The organism is Limnohabitans sp. Bal53 (assembly GCF_003063355.1).
GTDB lineage: Bacteria > Pseudomonadota > Gammaproteobacteria > Burkholderiales > Burkholderiaceae_C > Limnohabitans_A.
In genome coordinates, this window is record NZ_NESH01000002.1 from 133,835 (window position 1) to 148,833 (window position 14,999).

The following is a 14,999-nucleotide window of genomic DNA, read 5'->3' on the forward strand; positions in this document are numbered from 1 at the left end:
GCCACTTTGATGAAGCCGATCTGGATCGTAGACGATGACCAATCCATCCGCTTTGTGCTCGAAAAAGCACTGCTGCGCGAAGGACTGCCCACACGCAGCTTCACCAACCCACGCGAGGTGATGAAGGCGCTGGAGGCCGAAGGCGAGAGCGACGGCCCACAGGTGCTGGTCAGCGACATCCGCATGCCCGGCGGCTCGGGTCTGGATTTGCTCGCCGCCATCAAGCAACGCATGCCCGGGTTGCCCGTCATCATCATGACGGCGTTTTCTGACCTCGACAGCGCGGTCTCTGCGTTCTCCAGTGGTGCGTTCGAATACCTGCCCAAGCCCTTTGATTTGCCCAAGGCGGTGGAGTTGATCCGCCGCGCTGTGGGCGAGAGCCAGCGTGAAGACGTGGCCGAAGAAAAAATGGACGACGCCCCCGAAATGCTCGGCCAGGCCCCGGCCATGCAAGACGTGTTTCGCGGCATCGGTCGTTTGGCGCAAAGCCATGTCACGGTGCTCATCACGGGCGAATCGGGCTCGGGCAAAGAGCTGGTGGCGCACGCGCTGCACAAACACTCGCCTCGCGCCAACCAGCCCTTTGTGGCCATCAACACAGCGGCCATCCCGAAAGACCTGCTTGAGAGCGAATTGTTCGGCCACGAGCGTGGCGCTTTCACAGGCGCACAAGCCTCGCGCCGGGGCCGCTTCGAGCAGGCCGATGGCGGCACGCTGTTTTTGGACGAGATCGGCGACATGCCGTTTGATTTGCAAACACGCTTGCTGCGCGTGCTGTCCGACGGCCACTTCTACCGTGTGGGCGGGCACAGCGCCGTCAAGGCCAATGTGCGCGTGATCGCCGCCACCCACCAAGACCTGGAGCAGCGCGTCAAGGAAGGCATCTTTCGCGAAGACCTGTACCACCGCCTGAACGTGATTCGCCTGCGCCTGCCCGCGCTGCGCGAGCGGCGGGAAGACGTGCCCGTGCTGGCGCGCTACTTCCTGCAGCGCAGCGCCCAGCAACTGGGGGTAGAGGCCAAACGCATGGCCGACGCTGCGCTCGAGCGCTTGGGCCAATTCCAGTTTCCAGGCAACGTGCGCCAGCTTGAAAACATCTGCCACTGGCTCACCGTCATGGCACCCACGCAGACGATCGAAGTCAAAGATTTGCCGCCCGAGGTGTTGGCCCCATCAGGTTCTGCATCGGCCGCGCCGGCCGCGTTCACGGCGCTGTCTTCTGGCGTGGGCGCCCCTCTGGCCGAGACCGCGCAGGACCCCTCCGAGCCCAGCGAGCTGACCGGCCATGACACCCCCTTTGCTGCGCAGAATTTGGCTTCGCCTTTTGACGCCACCGTGGCCAATGCCGCTGCCCTGGGCTGGGAGCCCGGTCTGGAGCAAGAGGCCTTGGCCCTGCTCAAAGCTGGCCGCACCGATGTCTGGGACGCGCTCACCCGGCGTTTTGAAACCAGCCTGATTCAGGCGGCGCTCGCCACCACGCGGGGCCGCCGCATCGAGGCGGCGCAAAAACTGGGCATCGGCCGCAACACCATCACCCGAAAAATCCAGGAGTTGGGCCTGGACGAAGCCTGATGCACGCTGACCCTTCGGTCAAGCGAAGGGGTCTTGCAGCACCACATCAGTCAATGGCCGCGCCACGCAGGGCAGCACACAGCCCTCGGCTTTTTCTTCGGCCGTGAGACCTGGCCATTCCATCTCGTAGTGCACCTGGCCCGAGACCAGTTGCCCTATGCAGGTGCGGCAAGTGCCCGATCGGCAGGAGCTGGGCCACCGCAGGCCGCCTTGCTCCAGCGAGTCGAGCAAACTCTGCGATTTCCAGGCGTCAAAACTGCCGCCATCCGGATTGATGCGGGCGTTAAAAAACGGGATGTCGGTGTTCATGCGGGCAGGGCGTGAGCCATCGGTTTTGGGGAGGGGAGGGATCTCTCTTGCGATCAGGCGTGATCAGGTAGGCCCCTGAAACACCAGCCGCCATTGGCCATTTTCCAATTGCCAATACGTGCGCAAATGGCCCCCGCCTTGGGCGCGGGTCTGGTTGGGGTCTTTCATGGTCACCACCATGGTGTGGTCTTGGTCTTTCCAGTTCAAAACGGACACCAACTCCAGGGGCTGACTCTGGCTGTAGCCCAGCGTGGTCTGGGCCAGTCGTGGCCAGACTTGTGCCAAGTTCATGCCGCCTTGCTCATAACGGGGGCTGTAATGGATTTTCAGGGCCTCCGGGTCCCGGCCGTTACGCGCCTGCTGCCATTGGTCCAGTGCGGGCTTAAAGCCGGCCCATGTCTGCCCAGCCTGGTCTGCGTTCACCCATTCCAGTTGCTCGGCAATGATCACCGGCGTCATGCGCCAATCGGGCATGTTCAGCAACTGCGCCATCTCGGGGTTGGAGAGCACAACACACCCATCGGTGGCCTCCGGGGCACGGGTGTACTGCGCGCTGGGCGTGCCGTGTAGCCAGATGCCCGAACCTGTTTTTTTTCGCATCAAGTCCACGGCGTTGGGGTAGTTCAGCGTCAAGGCCCCAGCTCCAAACAAATCGGGCAAACCCGCACCGGGCAAATTGCGCAGAATGAAGTAAACCCCCAAGGGCGTTTTGCCGTCGCCTTCTTTGTCCTTTCCGACCCCGTTCATGCCCACCGAAATGTAGGTTTCCTTGACCAGATGCAGCTGCAAACGGCCATCCGGGCCGCTGCGGTTTTCAAACCAGTACAGACGCGATTTCGACGCGTCGACTGCCGCGACATGGCGCTGGGCAGGGCTGAGGAAAGCAATGGCCGATGGAATTTTGCCCTCCAGGCTTTGGGCGCTGTCGCGCTGGAGTCGGCGTTTGGATTCCAGAATCAAATCGTCCAGCCGCTTGCGCAATGAAGGCGTGTTGAGCTCTTGGGCATCGGTCCACGCCACCGGGTTGGTCGAGCTGATGTTGAGCAAATCGGCGTACAGCAATTGGCCCAATTGAAAAGTCGGAAAGCGCTCGGCCAGCACGCTGGCTGTGGCCAAGGCTTGGGCCCGATCGCCTTCACCCCATTGGCTGTAAATTTGGCGCACCAGCGCCTCTGGCTCCAGCTCGGGTGTCGTCGAGGCCGGGGGTGTGGACGGCCCCAGCACCAATTGCCAGGGCAGTCGGTCCGAGTTGGGCGCGACCATGCTGTCGCGCCATTCGCCCAGCGTCATCATGGCCTTTTGGGTCGTCGGCTCAGCCTTGTTCAGCAACCATCCAAGGGCGATCGTCAGCACCACCAGCAGGCCAAGCCAACGCATCCCACCGCGTCGCCCCTTTTGATCGGGTGGCGGCAAACCGTGTTGGGCGCTCAATTGACCAACTCACGCGCAATCAGCCAGCGGTTGCCTTGCCGCACCATCTCCAAGGTCTTGCGGTTGGTGCCCTTCAAGTTGTCCGAGCTGTAAATTTGCTTGAAGCGCACCGAAGCTGTTTCGCCATTGACTTTGACTTGCATCTCCCGCACTTCCACCGAAATCGATTGGTTGGCCATGATGCGATTGCGCCGCTCCACCTCCCATTGGGCTCGGCTGGCTCGGTTGACGGGTTGAAAGTTGCTTGCGTAAGCGGCGTAATACCGCTGCAAATCCTTCTCGCTCCAGGCTTTGGCCCAATCCTGCACCGCTTTGTCGATGGCCGCGCGGTCTGCTGCTCGGGCATCGTTTGCAAGGGGCGCTGCAGGTGGGGTGGCAGGCGTGGTGGCAGGCGTTGTGGCAGGGGTGATTGAGCTGGCGGCAGGCGCAGAAGCTGGCGCGAGCGCCGCCGCATGGGGGGCTGGTGCCTGACCCCGCTGCTCACTGCCTAGGCTGCTCAGACTGCCCATGGTGCCCAGCAAGGTCAATTGCGGGGCGCTGGCCTTGGCTTTGGGGTCGAGCTGCAGGGCCTTGGCATAGCTTTTCTTGGCCAAATGGCTGTGCACATCCGACAGATTGCGGTGTGCGGCAGCGTAGCTGGGGTGGGTTTGCAGGGCCTTTTCCAAATAGGTTTTGGACGCTTCGAGCTGGCCTTTGGACGCGTACAGCACCCCCAAATTGTTGTAGGCCTCGGAGTGCTCGGGATGCGTTTGGGTGATTTGTTTGAAGGTCTCAATGGCCTTGTCGATCTGGCCTTGCTGGGCTTGAACCACGCCCTCCATGAAGCGCCACTGCACCGCTTGCGGTGCGTTTTTGCGTTCGTTTTGAACCAGTCGGCGGGCCTGATCGAGCTGCCCGCCTTGTATGGCTTTTTTGATGGCCTCTTCGGCAGCGCTTGGGCTTTGCGCCATTGTGGCCGACGCCCACCCGAGCAAACCCACAGACAGAGCCAGCGTGGCCAGGCTTCGGACGTGCCGCAAACGTGCCAAGTGCCTGGGCTCAAAAGGGTAAATCTTCATGAACGCTTGGACCCCATGCAAAGCGTCCTATTTTATCGGCCGAATGCCTCCATCAGCCCCGACTTTGCCAAGCCACTGCAAACCCTGTGAGTGAATGCTGCTTCCTTTGGTGGGCCAGGCCTTCACAGGCATGGGCCTGGTGGTGCTGTGTGGTGTGGTGGCGGGCCGCATCAAGGGCGCAGCCAAGGCCTGATCGCTCAGGGCAGGGGGTGTTGACCGGCGATGAAAGGCGACAGGGCCGACCACTGCACGGGGGCCTTGAATGCCAAAGCTTGCTCGGTAAAAGGGTGCACAAAGGCCAGCTCTTGCGCATGCAGCAGCAAGCGGGGGCTCAGGGCCTTGATGTCTGGTGGCGCGTACAGCGAGTCGCCCAACATGGGGTGGCCCATGCTTTGCATGTGCACGCGCAGCTGGTGCGTGCGGCCCGTGACGGGTTCGAGCTCGATCAGGCTGGCGCTGAAATTGTCACTGTGGCTGCTTTGCAGGGCACGCCAGCGGCTGCGGCTGGCTTTGCCATCGGGGTGGATGATGTGCAGCGGGCGGCGCTCCCAGTCCAGCAAGATGGGGCCGTCGATGGTGCGCCAGCCGTCTTCGTCGGGCAGCTCGGCCGCTTGGGTTTGCTCTGGTTGGCCAGCCACCACCGCCACATAGCGTTTTTTGACCTGGCGCGTTTCAAACAACTTGCTCAAGCGCCGCTGGGCTTCGATGCCCCGGGCCATCAGCAGCAAGCCCGAGGTGTCTTGGTCCAAGCGGTGCACGATCAGGGCGTCGGGATAGCGGTCCTGCACCCGTTTGGACAGGCAATCTTGCTTGTCCGGGCCGCGACCGGGCACCGACAACAAGCCGCTGGGTTTTTCCAGCACCAGCAGGTGCTCGTCTTCGTGGATCGGGGTCATGCAGGGCGGGCCAAGTGGGCCCCGTCAACAGGGCGCTCGGCCTAAAAAAATCACTTGTCTTTGACTTTGCCGCGTGGGGCCACAAAAGTGGTCGGGGCCATGGGGCGGTCGGAGGTGAAGGTCTTGGGCGGCGCGGTGTCCTTCTTTGGCTTCTTGGCCATTTTGTTGCTGCGTTGTTCGCCTTTGGCCATGTTCGTTCCTTGGAAAGTCATCCCGGCTTGGGAAGCCCTTGATGTTAAAGCACAAAGCCGCAGATTCTGCGGCTTTGAGGCGGTATGCAGCAGGCCCGCTGGCAGCGGGCGCAGCCCTTATTTGACTTCGGTCACAAACTGGGCAGTGGGGCGGCGCACCTTCTTCAGGTTGGCCAGCCAATCGCCTTCGGCCGCGCGGTAGCCCAGCGGCACAATCACCACGCTGCGCAGTCCGCGCGCGCTCAGGCCCAAGATCTCGTCCACGGCTTTCGGGTCAAAACCTTCCATGGGCGTGGCGTCCACTTCTTCAAAAGCGGCAGCGATCAAGGCTGCGCCCAAACCAATGTAGGCCTGGCGCGCCGCGTGCTCGTAGTTCACTTCGGGCGAGCGGGCAGGGTAGTTCTTGAGCAACATCTGGCGGTAGTTTTCCCAGCCTTCGTTGGTGCCGCCGCGCTGCGCGTTGGTCATGTCAAACATCATGTTGATGCGCTCGGCCGTGTAGTTGTCCCAAGCGGCAAACACCAACAGGTGCGAGCCGTCGGTGATCTGGGCCTGGCCCCAAGCCTTGGGCTTGATCTGCTCGCGCACAGCGGTGTTGGTCACCACGATGATCTCAAACGGCTGCAGACCGCTCGATGTGGGGGCCAAACGGGCGGCTTCGACGATGCGGTCCACTTTGTCTTGGGCCACAACTTTGGTCGGGTCCATTTTTTTGCAGGCATAGCGCCATTCGAGTTTGTTCAGCAAGTCAGACATGGGGTTTCCCTTGGGCGGTAAAAAGCGGTTAAAAGACGCGCGATTGTGCAGGAACAGGCCCAGCACGCGCGTCGCAGGGGCGCAAGTCACTGGCCCGGGCTCAGACTTGTTGCCAGGTGCCCGTGGGCAGGCCGTCCAGGTTGTAAGGCCCCACGGCGGTGCGGATCAGGCGCAGCGTGGGCAGGCCCACAGCCGCGGTCATGCGCCGCACTTGGCGGTTGCGGCCCTCGCGAATGCACAACTCCAGCCACGAGGTGGGAATGCTTTGCCGCTCCCGAATCGGTGGGTTGCGTGGCCACAGGTCCGCAGGCGGCTCCACAGCGCGGGCACGGGCGGGCAGGGTGGGGCCGTCGTTCAGCGTCACGCCCCGGGCCAAGGCGGTCAGGGCTGCGTCGCTCACCAAGCCCTCCACCTGCACCAGATAGGTCTTTTCCATCTTGAAGCGCGGGTCGGCAATGCGGGCCTGCTCATTTCCATCGTCGGTCAGCAGCAGCAAACCTTCGCTGTCGGCGTCCAGGCGCCCGGCCACATACACACCCGGCAGGTCGATGTGGTCTTTGAGCCCCTGCCAGCGCCCCTCGGGGGTGAACTGGCTGAGCACGCCATAAGGTTTGTTGAAGCGAATCAGCATGAAACTCGGGGCCCCCAAAAAAACATCAGCGTAGCGGGTTTTGTGGTGGCGCTGCATTCGGTGCTCACCGTGCACCCAAAATGGGCCTTTTTCAGCCCATCGGGGTGATTAGACTCAACAAAGAGCCGGTCAGACCCGAATTTTGAGTTGTTTAAGGTTAGAATTCCCTTTTCACATTTATAAGAAACAGCAAAGTTTTTTCGAAAAACTTTGCGGTAGCGTGGGCGATATAAATTATGCCTAGCGTTAAATATATTAAAATTACTAAAAGCACCATTAATTGAATGAAAAAAAATCGATTTTTCAATAAGCTTTTACTTGCGCTTGCACCGGCCATCGGCGCGCTCATGGTCACCATGCCCTTGGCCCAAGCCCAAATGGTGGTTGCACCTGCGGCGCTGACGTCTGGCGCTGGCATGGGCATGCAAGCCCCTTCAGCAGCCCCAGCCATGCTCATGCCCACCGCGCCCATGTTGACTGCACCCGCAGCCAATCCTGCGGCGCCCACAGGTCAAGCAGACGGCAAGGCCATCTCGGGTGGAGACCCCGCGCCACCCACAGCGCCCACTCTGATGGCCGACCGGGCCGCTTTGGTGCCCAACCAATTTCAGCGCTTTGTACAAGGCGCCACAGGCCGCGACTTGCCACTCTATGGCTACAACCTGTTTGACGGCAACCGCTACAACGCCCTGGCCAATGTGCCCGTGCCCGCCAACTACGTGCTGGGCCCCGGCGACGACATCGACCTCAAAATCTGGGGTTCCGTGGACACGGCCCTGCGCCTGACGGTCGACCGCAACGGCCAAATCAGCATCCCCAAAGTGGGCACCTTCACCGTGGCTGGCACGCGTGCTGACCAACTCGAAAGCGTGTTGCGCGCCCAAATGGCCCGCGTTTTTACCAATTTCCAGCTCAATGCCACCTTGGGCCGTTTGCGCAGCATTCAGGTCTATGTGGTGGGCCAGGCGCGCCAGCCCGGGGCTTACAACGTCTCGGGTCTGTCCACCCTCATCAGCGCCTTGTTCGAAAGTGGCGGCCCATCGGCCACAGGCAGCATGCGCAACATTCAGCTGGTGCGGGCCGGCCAAACGCTCAGCACGCTCGACCTGTACAACTTCATCCACAGCGGCCAAACCACGGGCGACATGCGGCTCATGCCCGGTGACGTGATCGTCATCCCCCCAGCAGGCCCCCGCGTGGCGCTCTTGGGTGCGCTCGACACCCCCGCTATTTATGAACTGCGCCAGCCACAAGAAAGCCTGGAAGCCCTCTTGTCCTACAGCGGTGGCTTGAAGATCATCGCCACCCCGCACAAAGCCTTGGTCGAGCGCATCAACCCCGCCAACGGCCAAGCCCCCCGCAGCGTGCAAGAGCGCAGCCTCGACACCGCTGGCCTGCAAAGCACCGTGCGTGATGGCGACATCGTCACCTTGTTCCCCATCAGCCCCCAGTTCTCGAATGCCGTCACCCTGCGTGGCAATGTGGCCGCGCCCCTGCGCTACAGCTTTGTGCCCGGCATGCGCGTGTCAGACCTGATCCCCGAGCCGCAGGCCCTGATCCAAAGCGACTACTACACCCGCAAAAACATCATCGTTCAATACGAATCGGGCAAAGCCGTGGCGGGTGACCGCGTCATCAACGACGTGAAAAACTTGCTCGAAGAAATCAACTGGGACTACGCCGCCATCGAGCGGCTGGACCCGGTTCAGGTCAAAACCGTGCTCATCCCCTTCAACCTGGGCCAAGCCCTCCAAAACAAAGACTCCGCCAACAACCTGCAGTTGCAAGCGGGTGATGTGGTCACCGTCTTTGGCGTGCGCGACCTGCCCGTGCCCATGGAAAAGCGCAACCAATTTGTGCGCATTGCGGGCGAAGTCAAAGTGCCCGGCGTCTACCAAATTACCCCGGGCGAAACTCTGCCCCAGTTGCTCGCCAAAGCAGGCGGCTACAGCGCCAACGCTTTCCCCTACGGCACCAATTTCACGCGCGAGAGCACGCGCCGTGAGCAGCAAACCAACCTCGACAAAGCCATCCGCAAGCTTGAACAAGACATCAATGGCCAAGTGGCCACGCAACTCCAAAACGTGAGCGACACCGAAAAAGGCAGTGGCGTACAAGCGCAAATCGCCGGCCAGCGCATCTTGTTGTCGCGTTTGCAAAGCATGAAAGCCAGCGGACGCATTGCCTTGGAAATGTCGCCCGACAGCTCCGAGCTGCCACCCCTCTCACTGGAAGACGGTGACAGCATCGTGGTGCCCCACCGCCCCAGCTTTGTGGGTGTTTACGGTGCGGTTCAGTCCGAGACCAGTTTCATCTTCAGGCCCGGCCAAAGTGTCAGCCACTACATCGACAAAGCCGGCCTCACCCGCGAAGCCGACCTCGAAGCGGCCATCGTCATCCGCGCCGACGGCACTGTGCAATCGAACCAAGCCAGCCGCAGCATCTGGGGCATGGGCAACAGCAGCTTTATGGCCAGCAGCCTGAACCCGGGCGACACGGTCTTTGTGCCCGAAGTGCTGGACCGCCGCAGCGCCTACACCCAGTTCATCCAAGGCGCCAAAGAGTGGACCACCTTGCTGTACCAATTCGGCCTGGGTGCTGCAGCCCTGAAGACCATCCGCCAATGAACGAGCATTCAACCCTCCCCGCAGAGGCTGACGACGAGATCAGCCTGCTCGACCTGCTGCAAACCATCGTCGACAACCTGCGCCTGCTGATCATCGGCCCGCTGGTGGTGGGCCTGGCCGCTTTGGGCATCAGCTTTGCCGTGCCCCCCACCTTCACAGCCACCGTCAAATTCCTCCCCCCCCAACAACAGCAGAGCGCCGCCGCCAGCATGCTGGCCAGCCTGGGCGGGCTGGGTGGTTTGGCTGGGGCGGCTGCAGGCCTCAAAAATCCGGCCGACCAATACCTCGCCTTCATGAAGAGCAACAGCGTGCAAGACGCGCTGATCGAGCGCTTCAAGCTGCAAGAGCGTTACGAAACCCAATTCAAAGAAGATACCCGCAAAGCATTGACAGGCAGCACACGCGCTAGCAGCGGCAAAGACGGCCTGATCACCGTCGAGATCGATGACAAAGACCCCAAGTTTGCCGCCGACTTGGCTAATGCCCATGTGGACGAACTGCAAAAGCTCATGGCCAAACTGGCAGTCACCGAAGCCCAGCAACGCCGCATGTTCTTTGAAAAGCAGCTGGGTCAAGTCAAGGACAAAATGATCACCGCCGAGCAGGCCCTGCGCGCCACCGGCATCAGTGGCAGCGTGCTCAAGGCCAACCCCACCTCTGCAGTAGCCGCCGTGGCCGCTTTGCAAGCCCAAGTCACGGCGCAAGAGGTCCGTGTGGGCGCCATGCGCGGCTACCTGGCCGAAACCGCACCCGACTTTAAACAAGCGCTGAACGAGCTCGGAAGCCTGCGCGCCCAACTGGCCAAACAAGAAAAAGACGAACCCGCCGCCGCAGCCGGGCAGGGCGACTATGTGGCCAAGTTCCGCGAATTCAAATACCAAGAAACCTTGTTTGAACTCTTTGCCCGCCAGTTCGAAATGGCCAAGGTGGACGAATCCCGCGAAGGCGCCGTCATCCAAGTGCTCGACGCTGCCCAGCCCCCCGAGCGCAAGAGCAAACCCAAAAAAGCCCTGATCGCCATCATCGCCACTTTGGCCGCTGGCTTTGCGCTGCTGTTGTTCGTTTTCATCCGCCAAGCCCTGCGCAACGCCAGCCAAGATGGTGAATCCGCCCAAAAGATAGCCGCCCTCAAATCCAGCTGGCGCAGAGCTCTAGGCCGCGCCTAAAACGTAATGTGCAGCCTCAAACAGTAATGGGCAGCCTCAAACCGTAATCGGCGACTTATAACCCGTCATTGCGAGCGAAGCGAAGCAATCCACATGAACACCCTCAACGTCCTCCAAGGCGTCTTTCAATCCCCCGCACTGCATGCCGCAGCCTGGGGCTTTGCCAGCACTTTCGCGCTGTCCGTGCTCATGGTCATCACCAAGCGCTGGCATGGCGCTTTGACCATGGACTTCACTGACGGTGTGCAAAAGTTCCACACCGCGCCCACACCCCGCGTGGGCGGCATCCCCATTGTTTTGGGTCTGGTCGTGGCCTGGGGCAAAGCGCCCCCAGACATGCAAGCCATGCTCACGCCCATTCTGTTTGCAGGCTTGCCGGCCTTCATTTTCGGCGTGGCCGAAGACATCACCAAGCGTGTGGGCGTCATGCAGCGCCTGCTGGCCACCATGGCGTCGGGCCTGCTGGCTTGGTGGATCACCGACTATTCGCTCAGTCGGGTCGATATTTGGGGCGTTGACTGGGTGTTGTCCTTCACCCTGGTCTCGGTTGTGTTCACTGCCTTTGCCGTGGGTGGCGTTGCCAACAGCATCAACATCATCGATGGATTCAACGGCTTGGCCAGCACCATGTCCACCCTGGCCTTTGTGGGTTACGCCATGATCGCTTGGCAGGTGGGCGACAACACCTTGGCTGGCGTCTCATTGGTCTTGGCTGCTTGCGTGTGGGGCTTCTTCTGGGTCAATTGGCCGTTTGGCAAACTGTTTTTGGGCGACGGCGGCTCTTACTTCATTGGCTTTGCACTGGCTTGGGTGGCGGTGCTGCTCATCGAACGTAACCCCAGTGTGTCAGCCTTTGCAGCCCTCATGGTGTGTGTGCACCCGGTGACCGAAGTGTTGTTCAGCATCTACCGCCGCAAAATCCGCAAAGAACACCCGGGTATGCCTGACAGGCTGCATTTTCACAGCTTGGTCAAGCGCCGTTATGTGGCCCGCTGGTTTGGCCAACACAGCAACGACGTGCGAAACTCCATCACGGGCGCATTGATTGGCCTGATGACGGTGACAGCGGTCATCTTGGCCAGCCTGTCGCACCACTCTGGCCTGCTCGCGGCCCTCTTTTTTGTGGGCTTGTGCCTGGGTTACGTGGCCATCTATGCCCGAATGGTGCGCCACCATTGGTGCTCACCCATAATTTTTTTAATTGTAAAACCAAATAAATAACAAGTGAAGTTAAACAGCTGAGAAATAAATACAAAATTATGAAAACCGATAAAAAAATAGCAATTGTGGGATTGGGCTAAGTTGGCTTACCCTTAGCAGTTGAGTTTGGCAAACACCGCGCAACGCTTGGGTTTGATATCAACCAAACCCGCATTAGCGAGCTGCAAAACGGGCAAGACCACACCTTGGAATGCAGCCCCGAAGAACTGCAAAGCGCCACGCACCTGAGCTACAGTGCGAACTCGGATGACCTGCAGGCTGCGCAAATCTACATCGTCACCGTGCCCACCCCGGTGGACCAAGCCAACCGCCCCGACATGACTCCGCTCGTCAAAGCCAGCGAAACCGTGGGCAAGGTGCTCAAGATCGGTGATGTGGTGATTTATGAGTCCACCGTCTACCCCGGTGCCACCGAAGAAGTGTGTGTGCCGGTACTAGAGAAGTGCAGTGGCCTGAAGTTCAACGTGGACTTTTTCTGCGGCTACAGCCCCGAACGCATCAACCCTGGCGACAAAGAACACCGCCTGCCAACCATCAAAAAAGTCACCAGCGGCAGCACACCAGACGTGGCCGAAGCGGTGGACCAACTCTACAAAGAGATCATCACCGCCGGTACTCACAAGGCCAGCTCCATTCGGGTGGCCGAAGCCGCCAAGGTCATTGAAAACACCCAGCGCGACGTGAACATCGCCCTGATGAACGAGTTGAGCCTGATCTTCCACAAGTTGGGCAAGGGTGTGTTGCGGGGTTTGCATTACCAAATTCAGCATGCGCAGGGCAAGCTGGTGCGGGTGGTGCAGGGTGAGGTGTTTGATGTGGCGGTGGATTTGCGCCGCACATCGCCCACCTTTGGGCAGTGGGTGGGTGTGCACCTGAGCGCCGACAACCACCGCCAGTTGTGGGTGCCACCGGGCTTTGCGCATGGTTTTGTGGTGCTGAGCGACAGCGCCGAGTTTTTGTACAAAACAACCGACTATTGGTACCCCGAGCACGAACGCAGCCTCCTGTGGAACGACCCCGCCATCGGCATCAACTGGCCCCTAGATGGACCACCACTTTTGGCAGCCAAGGACGTTGTAGGCAAGCTGCTGGCTGAGGCCGAATGCTTTGATTAACTGGGGTCAGATCCCGATTGTTTTGGATGTTCAAGGAGCCTTCGGGCTCCTTGAACGTTTCTGGGGTTGGTTTCCCTCTCTGTCATGATAGTTGTCCGGTCTCTTGAAGAGACAAATTCAATCCACCGAGGGGCGGGAAAGATGGAACTCATGCCAGTCTATGGCCCGCAATTCAAAGAGTCGTCCCTGCAATACCCCTGCAACCCGCATGAACGCTTGTGATGTGGGGTGAATCCGGATGGTCAAAACTCTCAAATAGATATTCAATGGCGCCTGTTTTCTGGGAGTTTTTGAAAGCAGCGCCATGACCGATGACTTTTTCCGCAACCGCCTGGACCAGATGATCGATTTGCGCCACCCGCTGGCAGTGCTGGCCAACCGCATGCCCTGGCAAGAGATCGAAGCTTCCCTTGCGCAGCGCTAGGCACGCCAGGTCAAGGCTGGCAAGAAGATTGAAGACTTGGATTTATTTGGCTCGGTCTCGGCCGTTGCCGGTGGCGGCGTCTCCAATGCTGGTCGGCCTCGTCTGCCCACCCGTTTGATGGTGGCGCTGCTGTACCTCAAGCATGCGTTCAACGAGAGCGATGAGGACGTGATCCAGCGCTGGGGCGAGACACCCACTTGGCAGTACTTTTCTGGCAACGAATATTTTGAGCACCAGTGGCCGTGTGACCCGACACAACTGGGGCGCTTCCGTAAAGCTTTGGGCGAAGAAGGCGTGGAAGAGCTTCTCGCCCGCACCATGGAAGTGGCCGTCACGCTCAAGCTGATTGCCAAGAAAGAGTTGACCCGCGTCATCGTGGACTCCACGGTGCAAGAGAAAGCCGTGGCTCATCCCACCGACAGCAAGCTGCTGGAGACGGCCCGAGTCAAAGTGGTTGAAGCCGCCAAGGCCAATGGCATCGACCTCAAGCAGACCTACGCCAAAGAAGGCCAACTGCTGGGCTACAAGGCTGGGCGCTACGCCCATGCCCGCCAGTTCAAGCGCATGCGTAAAGTCATCAAACGCCAACGCACCATCGTTGGCAGGCTGCAGCGCGAGGTGGCTCGCAAGATGAGCACGCTCAGCCAAGCCGTGCAGGAAACATTGGGCCAGACCTTAGGCATGGCCAAGCGTCTGTTCACGCAGACCGGCAGCCGCAAAGCGGTGGACAACCGCGCCAAGCTCTACAGCTGGCATGCACCCGAGGTGGAATGCATCAGCAAGGGCAAAAGTCGCAACCCCTACGAGTTTGGTGTGAAGGTCGGTTTAGCCATGACGCTCAAGGGCAATTTGATCGTGGGAGCCAGGAGCTTCCCAGGCAACCCGTATGACGGCCACACCATGCACGAGCAGATCGAGCAAAGCGCCATCCTGATGCAAGGCTTGGGAGTCAAGCCTGAGGTGGTGTACGCAGACCTGGGTTACCGGGGCGTGGACAAGGACAACCCGGACATCGAGATCAAACACCGAGGCAAGGACAAGCGGCTGACCGATGAAGAGCGCAGGCTGCTCAAACGCCGCCAAGCGATCGAGCCGATCATCGGGCACCTCAAAGCGGATCACCGTATGGACCGTTGTCACCTCAAAGGGTCAGAAGGCGATGCACTGCACGCGGTGCTGTGCGCGGCGGGCTACAACATCCGCTGGCTGCTGCGGATGATCGTCAAAAAAGGCCTGGGCCTTTTGTTGTGCCTGCTGCAGGTGAGTGGTTTGACCGGCTTGTTTGGGAAATTGGCCGAAATTTTCGCCCTCAACCGACTACAAAACTCAGATGAACGCTGGGCGATGGCTTGAAATGAATTTTGCAGGGGTGACCAAAGAACAGGTCGTCAAAAAGATGATGCCGCCACACAACCAAAGCGTTGCCCAAATCAGCCGCGACACCGGTGTGGCCGTGCCGACCTTGTATTCTTGGAAAAACGCTTTCGCAACCCAGGATTTGTCGAGCCAGCAAAGTCTTCACGCCAAGATGACTGGGACTCCAAAGCCAAGTTGGCCGCCATCATTCAGACGGCTGCCATGAACGAGCCCCAACGTTCTGAA

At 60.2% G+C, this 14,999-nt stretch carries 11 protein-coding genes and 2 pseudogenes; 6 read left to right on the forward strand and 7 right to left on the reverse strand.

Going from position 1 to position 14,999, the window contains the following annotated elements:
* The first annotated feature begins 9 nt into the window (after positions 1 to 9).
* Positions 10 to 1,572, forward strand: coding sequence for a nitrogen regulation protein NR(I) (gene ntrC, locus B9Z50_RS05555; RefSeq protein ID WP_108363579.1), 1,563 nt, complete (start codon positions 10 to 12; stop codon positions 1,570 to 1,572).
* Between the two features lie 18 nt (positions 1,573 to 1,590).
* Here the strand turns inward: ntrC and B9Z50_RS05560 are convergent, their stop codons facing one another.
* From B9Z50_RS05560 to B9Z50_RS05585, 7 genes are all read right to left on the reverse strand, one after another.
* Positions 1,591 to 1,881 (reverse strand): 2Fe-2S iron-sulfur cluster binding domain-containing protein, encoded by a 291-nt coding sequence (locus B9Z50_RS05560; protein WP_108362703.1) that lies wholly within the window; start codon positions 1,879 to 1,881, stop codon positions 1,591 to 1,593.
* A gap of 63 nt (positions 1,882 to 1,944) precedes the next feature.
* Positions 1,945 to 3,258, reverse strand: coding sequence for a murein L,D-transpeptidase family protein (locus tag B9Z50_RS05565; protein WP_108362704.1), 1,314 nt, complete (start codon positions 3,256 to 3,258; stop codon positions 1,945 to 1,947).
* 50 nt (positions 3,259 to 3,308) lie between these two features.
* Positions 3,309 to 4,370, reverse strand: coding sequence for a nuclear transport factor 2 family protein (locus B9Z50_RS05570; RefSeq protein WP_108362705.1), 1,062 nt, complete (start codon positions 4,368 to 4,370; stop codon positions 3,309 to 3,311).
* 197 nt (positions 4,371 to 4,567) lie between these two features.
* Positions 4,568 to 5,266 (reverse strand): RluA family pseudouridine synthase, encoded by a 699-nt coding sequence (locus tag B9Z50_RS05575; protein ID WP_108362706.1) that lies wholly within the window; start codon positions 5,264 to 5,266, stop codon positions 4,568 to 4,570.
* 50 nt (positions 5,267 to 5,316) lie between these two features.
* Positions 5,317 to 5,457 carry a hypothetical protein gene (locus B9Z50_RS17735; protein ID WP_199221673.1) on the reverse strand — a complete coding sequence of 47 codons (141 nt, stop codon included), beginning with the start codon at positions 5,455 to 5,457 and terminating at the stop codon, positions 5,317 to 5,319.
* 117 nt (positions 5,458 to 5,574) lie between these two features.
* Entirely contained in the window at positions 5,575 to 6,213 is a 639-nt protein-coding gene (locus tag B9Z50_RS05580; RefSeq protein WP_108362707.1) for a nitroreductase family protein, read from the reverse strand.
* Positions 6,214 to 6,313: 100 nt separating this feature from the next.
* Positions 6,314 to 6,844 carry a pseudouridine synthase gene (locus tag B9Z50_RS05585; RefSeq protein ID WP_108363581.1) on the reverse strand — a complete coding sequence of 177 codons (531 nt, stop codon included), beginning with the start codon at positions 6,842 to 6,844 and terminating at the stop codon, positions 6,314 to 6,316.
* A 347-nt stretch (positions 6,845 to 7,191) separates the two neighbouring features.
* Between B9Z50_RS05585 and B9Z50_RS05590 the strand changes: the two genes are divergently transcribed.
* The 5 genes and pseudogenes from B9Z50_RS05590 to B9Z50_RS05610 all read left to right on the forward strand — a co-directional run bounded on the left by B9Z50_RS05590 (position 7,192) and on the right by B9Z50_RS05610 (position 14,750).
* The gene (locus tag B9Z50_RS05590; RefSeq protein WP_158270635.1) at positions 7,192 to 9,471 is read left to right on the forward strand and encodes an SLBB domain-containing protein; all 2,280 of its coding nucleotides are present in this window, start codon (positions 7,192 to 7,194) and stop codon (positions 9,469 to 9,471) included.
* The gene (locus tag B9Z50_RS05595; protein ID WP_108362709.1) at positions 9,468 to 10,637 is read left to right on the forward strand and encodes a Wzz/FepE/Etk N-terminal domain-containing protein; all 1,170 of its coding nucleotides are present in this window, start codon (positions 9,468 to 9,470) and stop codon (positions 10,635 to 10,637) included. The genes B9Z50_RS05590 and B9Z50_RS05595 overlap by 4 nt, the downstream gene beginning before the upstream one ends.
* A 93-nt stretch (positions 10,638 to 10,730) precedes the next feature.
* The gene (locus tag B9Z50_RS05600) at positions 10,731 to 11,858 is read left to right on the forward strand and encodes a glycosyltransferase (protein ID WP_108362710.1); all 1,128 of its coding nucleotides are present in this window, start codon (positions 10,731 to 10,733) and stop codon (positions 11,856 to 11,858) included.
* 38 nt (positions 11,859 to 11,896) lie between these two features.
* Positions 11,897 to 12,973: pseudogene (gene rfbC, locus B9Z50_RS18145) on the forward strand (dTDP-4-dehydrorhamnose 3,5-epimerase).
* A gap of 304 nt (positions 12,974 to 13,277) precedes the next feature.
* Positions 13,278 to 14,750: pseudogene (locus B9Z50_RS05610) on the forward strand (IS5 family transposase).
* Positions 14,751 to 14,999: the final 249 nt, after the last annotated feature.

What these genes read in the sequence shown, in the direction of transcription:
- ntrC (WP_108363579.1), top strand. Translation starts at nt 10, where the DNA reads ATGAAGCCGATCTGGATCGTAGACGATGACCAATCCATCCGCTTTGTG.
- B9Z50_RS05560 (WP_108362703.1), bottom strand. Translation starts at nt 1,881, where the DNA reads ATGAACACCGACATCCCGTTTTTTAACGCCCGCATCAATCCGGATGGC.
- B9Z50_RS05565 (WP_108362704.1), bottom strand. Translation starts at nt 3,258, where the DNA reads ATGCGTTGGCTTGGCCTGCTGGTGGTGCTGACGATCGCCCTTGGATGG.
- B9Z50_RS05570 (WP_108362705.1), bottom strand. Translation starts at nt 4,370, where the DNA reads ATGAAGATTTACCCTTTTGAGCCCAGGCACTTGGCACGTTTGCGGCAC.
- B9Z50_RS05575 (WP_108362706.1), bottom strand. Translation starts at nt 5,266, where the DNA reads ATGACCCCGATCCACGAAGACGAGCACCTGCTGGTGCTGGAAAAACCC.
- B9Z50_RS17735 (WP_199221673.1), bottom strand. Translation starts at nt 5,457, where the DNA reads ATGGCCAAAGGCGAACAACGCAGCAACAAAATGGCCAAGAAGCCAAAG.
- B9Z50_RS05580 (WP_108362707.1), bottom strand. Translation starts at nt 6,213, where the DNA reads ATGTCTGACTTGCTGAACAAACTCGAATGGCGCTATGCCTGCAAAAAA.
- B9Z50_RS05585 (WP_108363581.1), bottom strand. Translation starts at nt 6,844, where the DNA reads ATGCTGATTCGCTTCAACAAACCTTATGGCGTGCTCAGCCAGTTCACC.
- B9Z50_RS05590 (WP_158270635.1), top strand. Translation starts at nt 7,192, where the DNA reads ATGGTCACCATGCCCTTGGCCCAAGCCCAAATGGTGGTTGCACCTGCG.
- B9Z50_RS05595 (WP_108362709.1), top strand. Translation starts at nt 9,468, where the DNA reads ATGAACGAGCATTCAACCCTCCCCGCAGAGGCTGACGACGAGATCAGC.
- B9Z50_RS05600 (WP_108362710.1), top strand. Translation starts at nt 10,731, where the DNA reads ATGAACACCCTCAACGTCCTCCAAGGCGTCTTTCAATCCCCCGCACTG.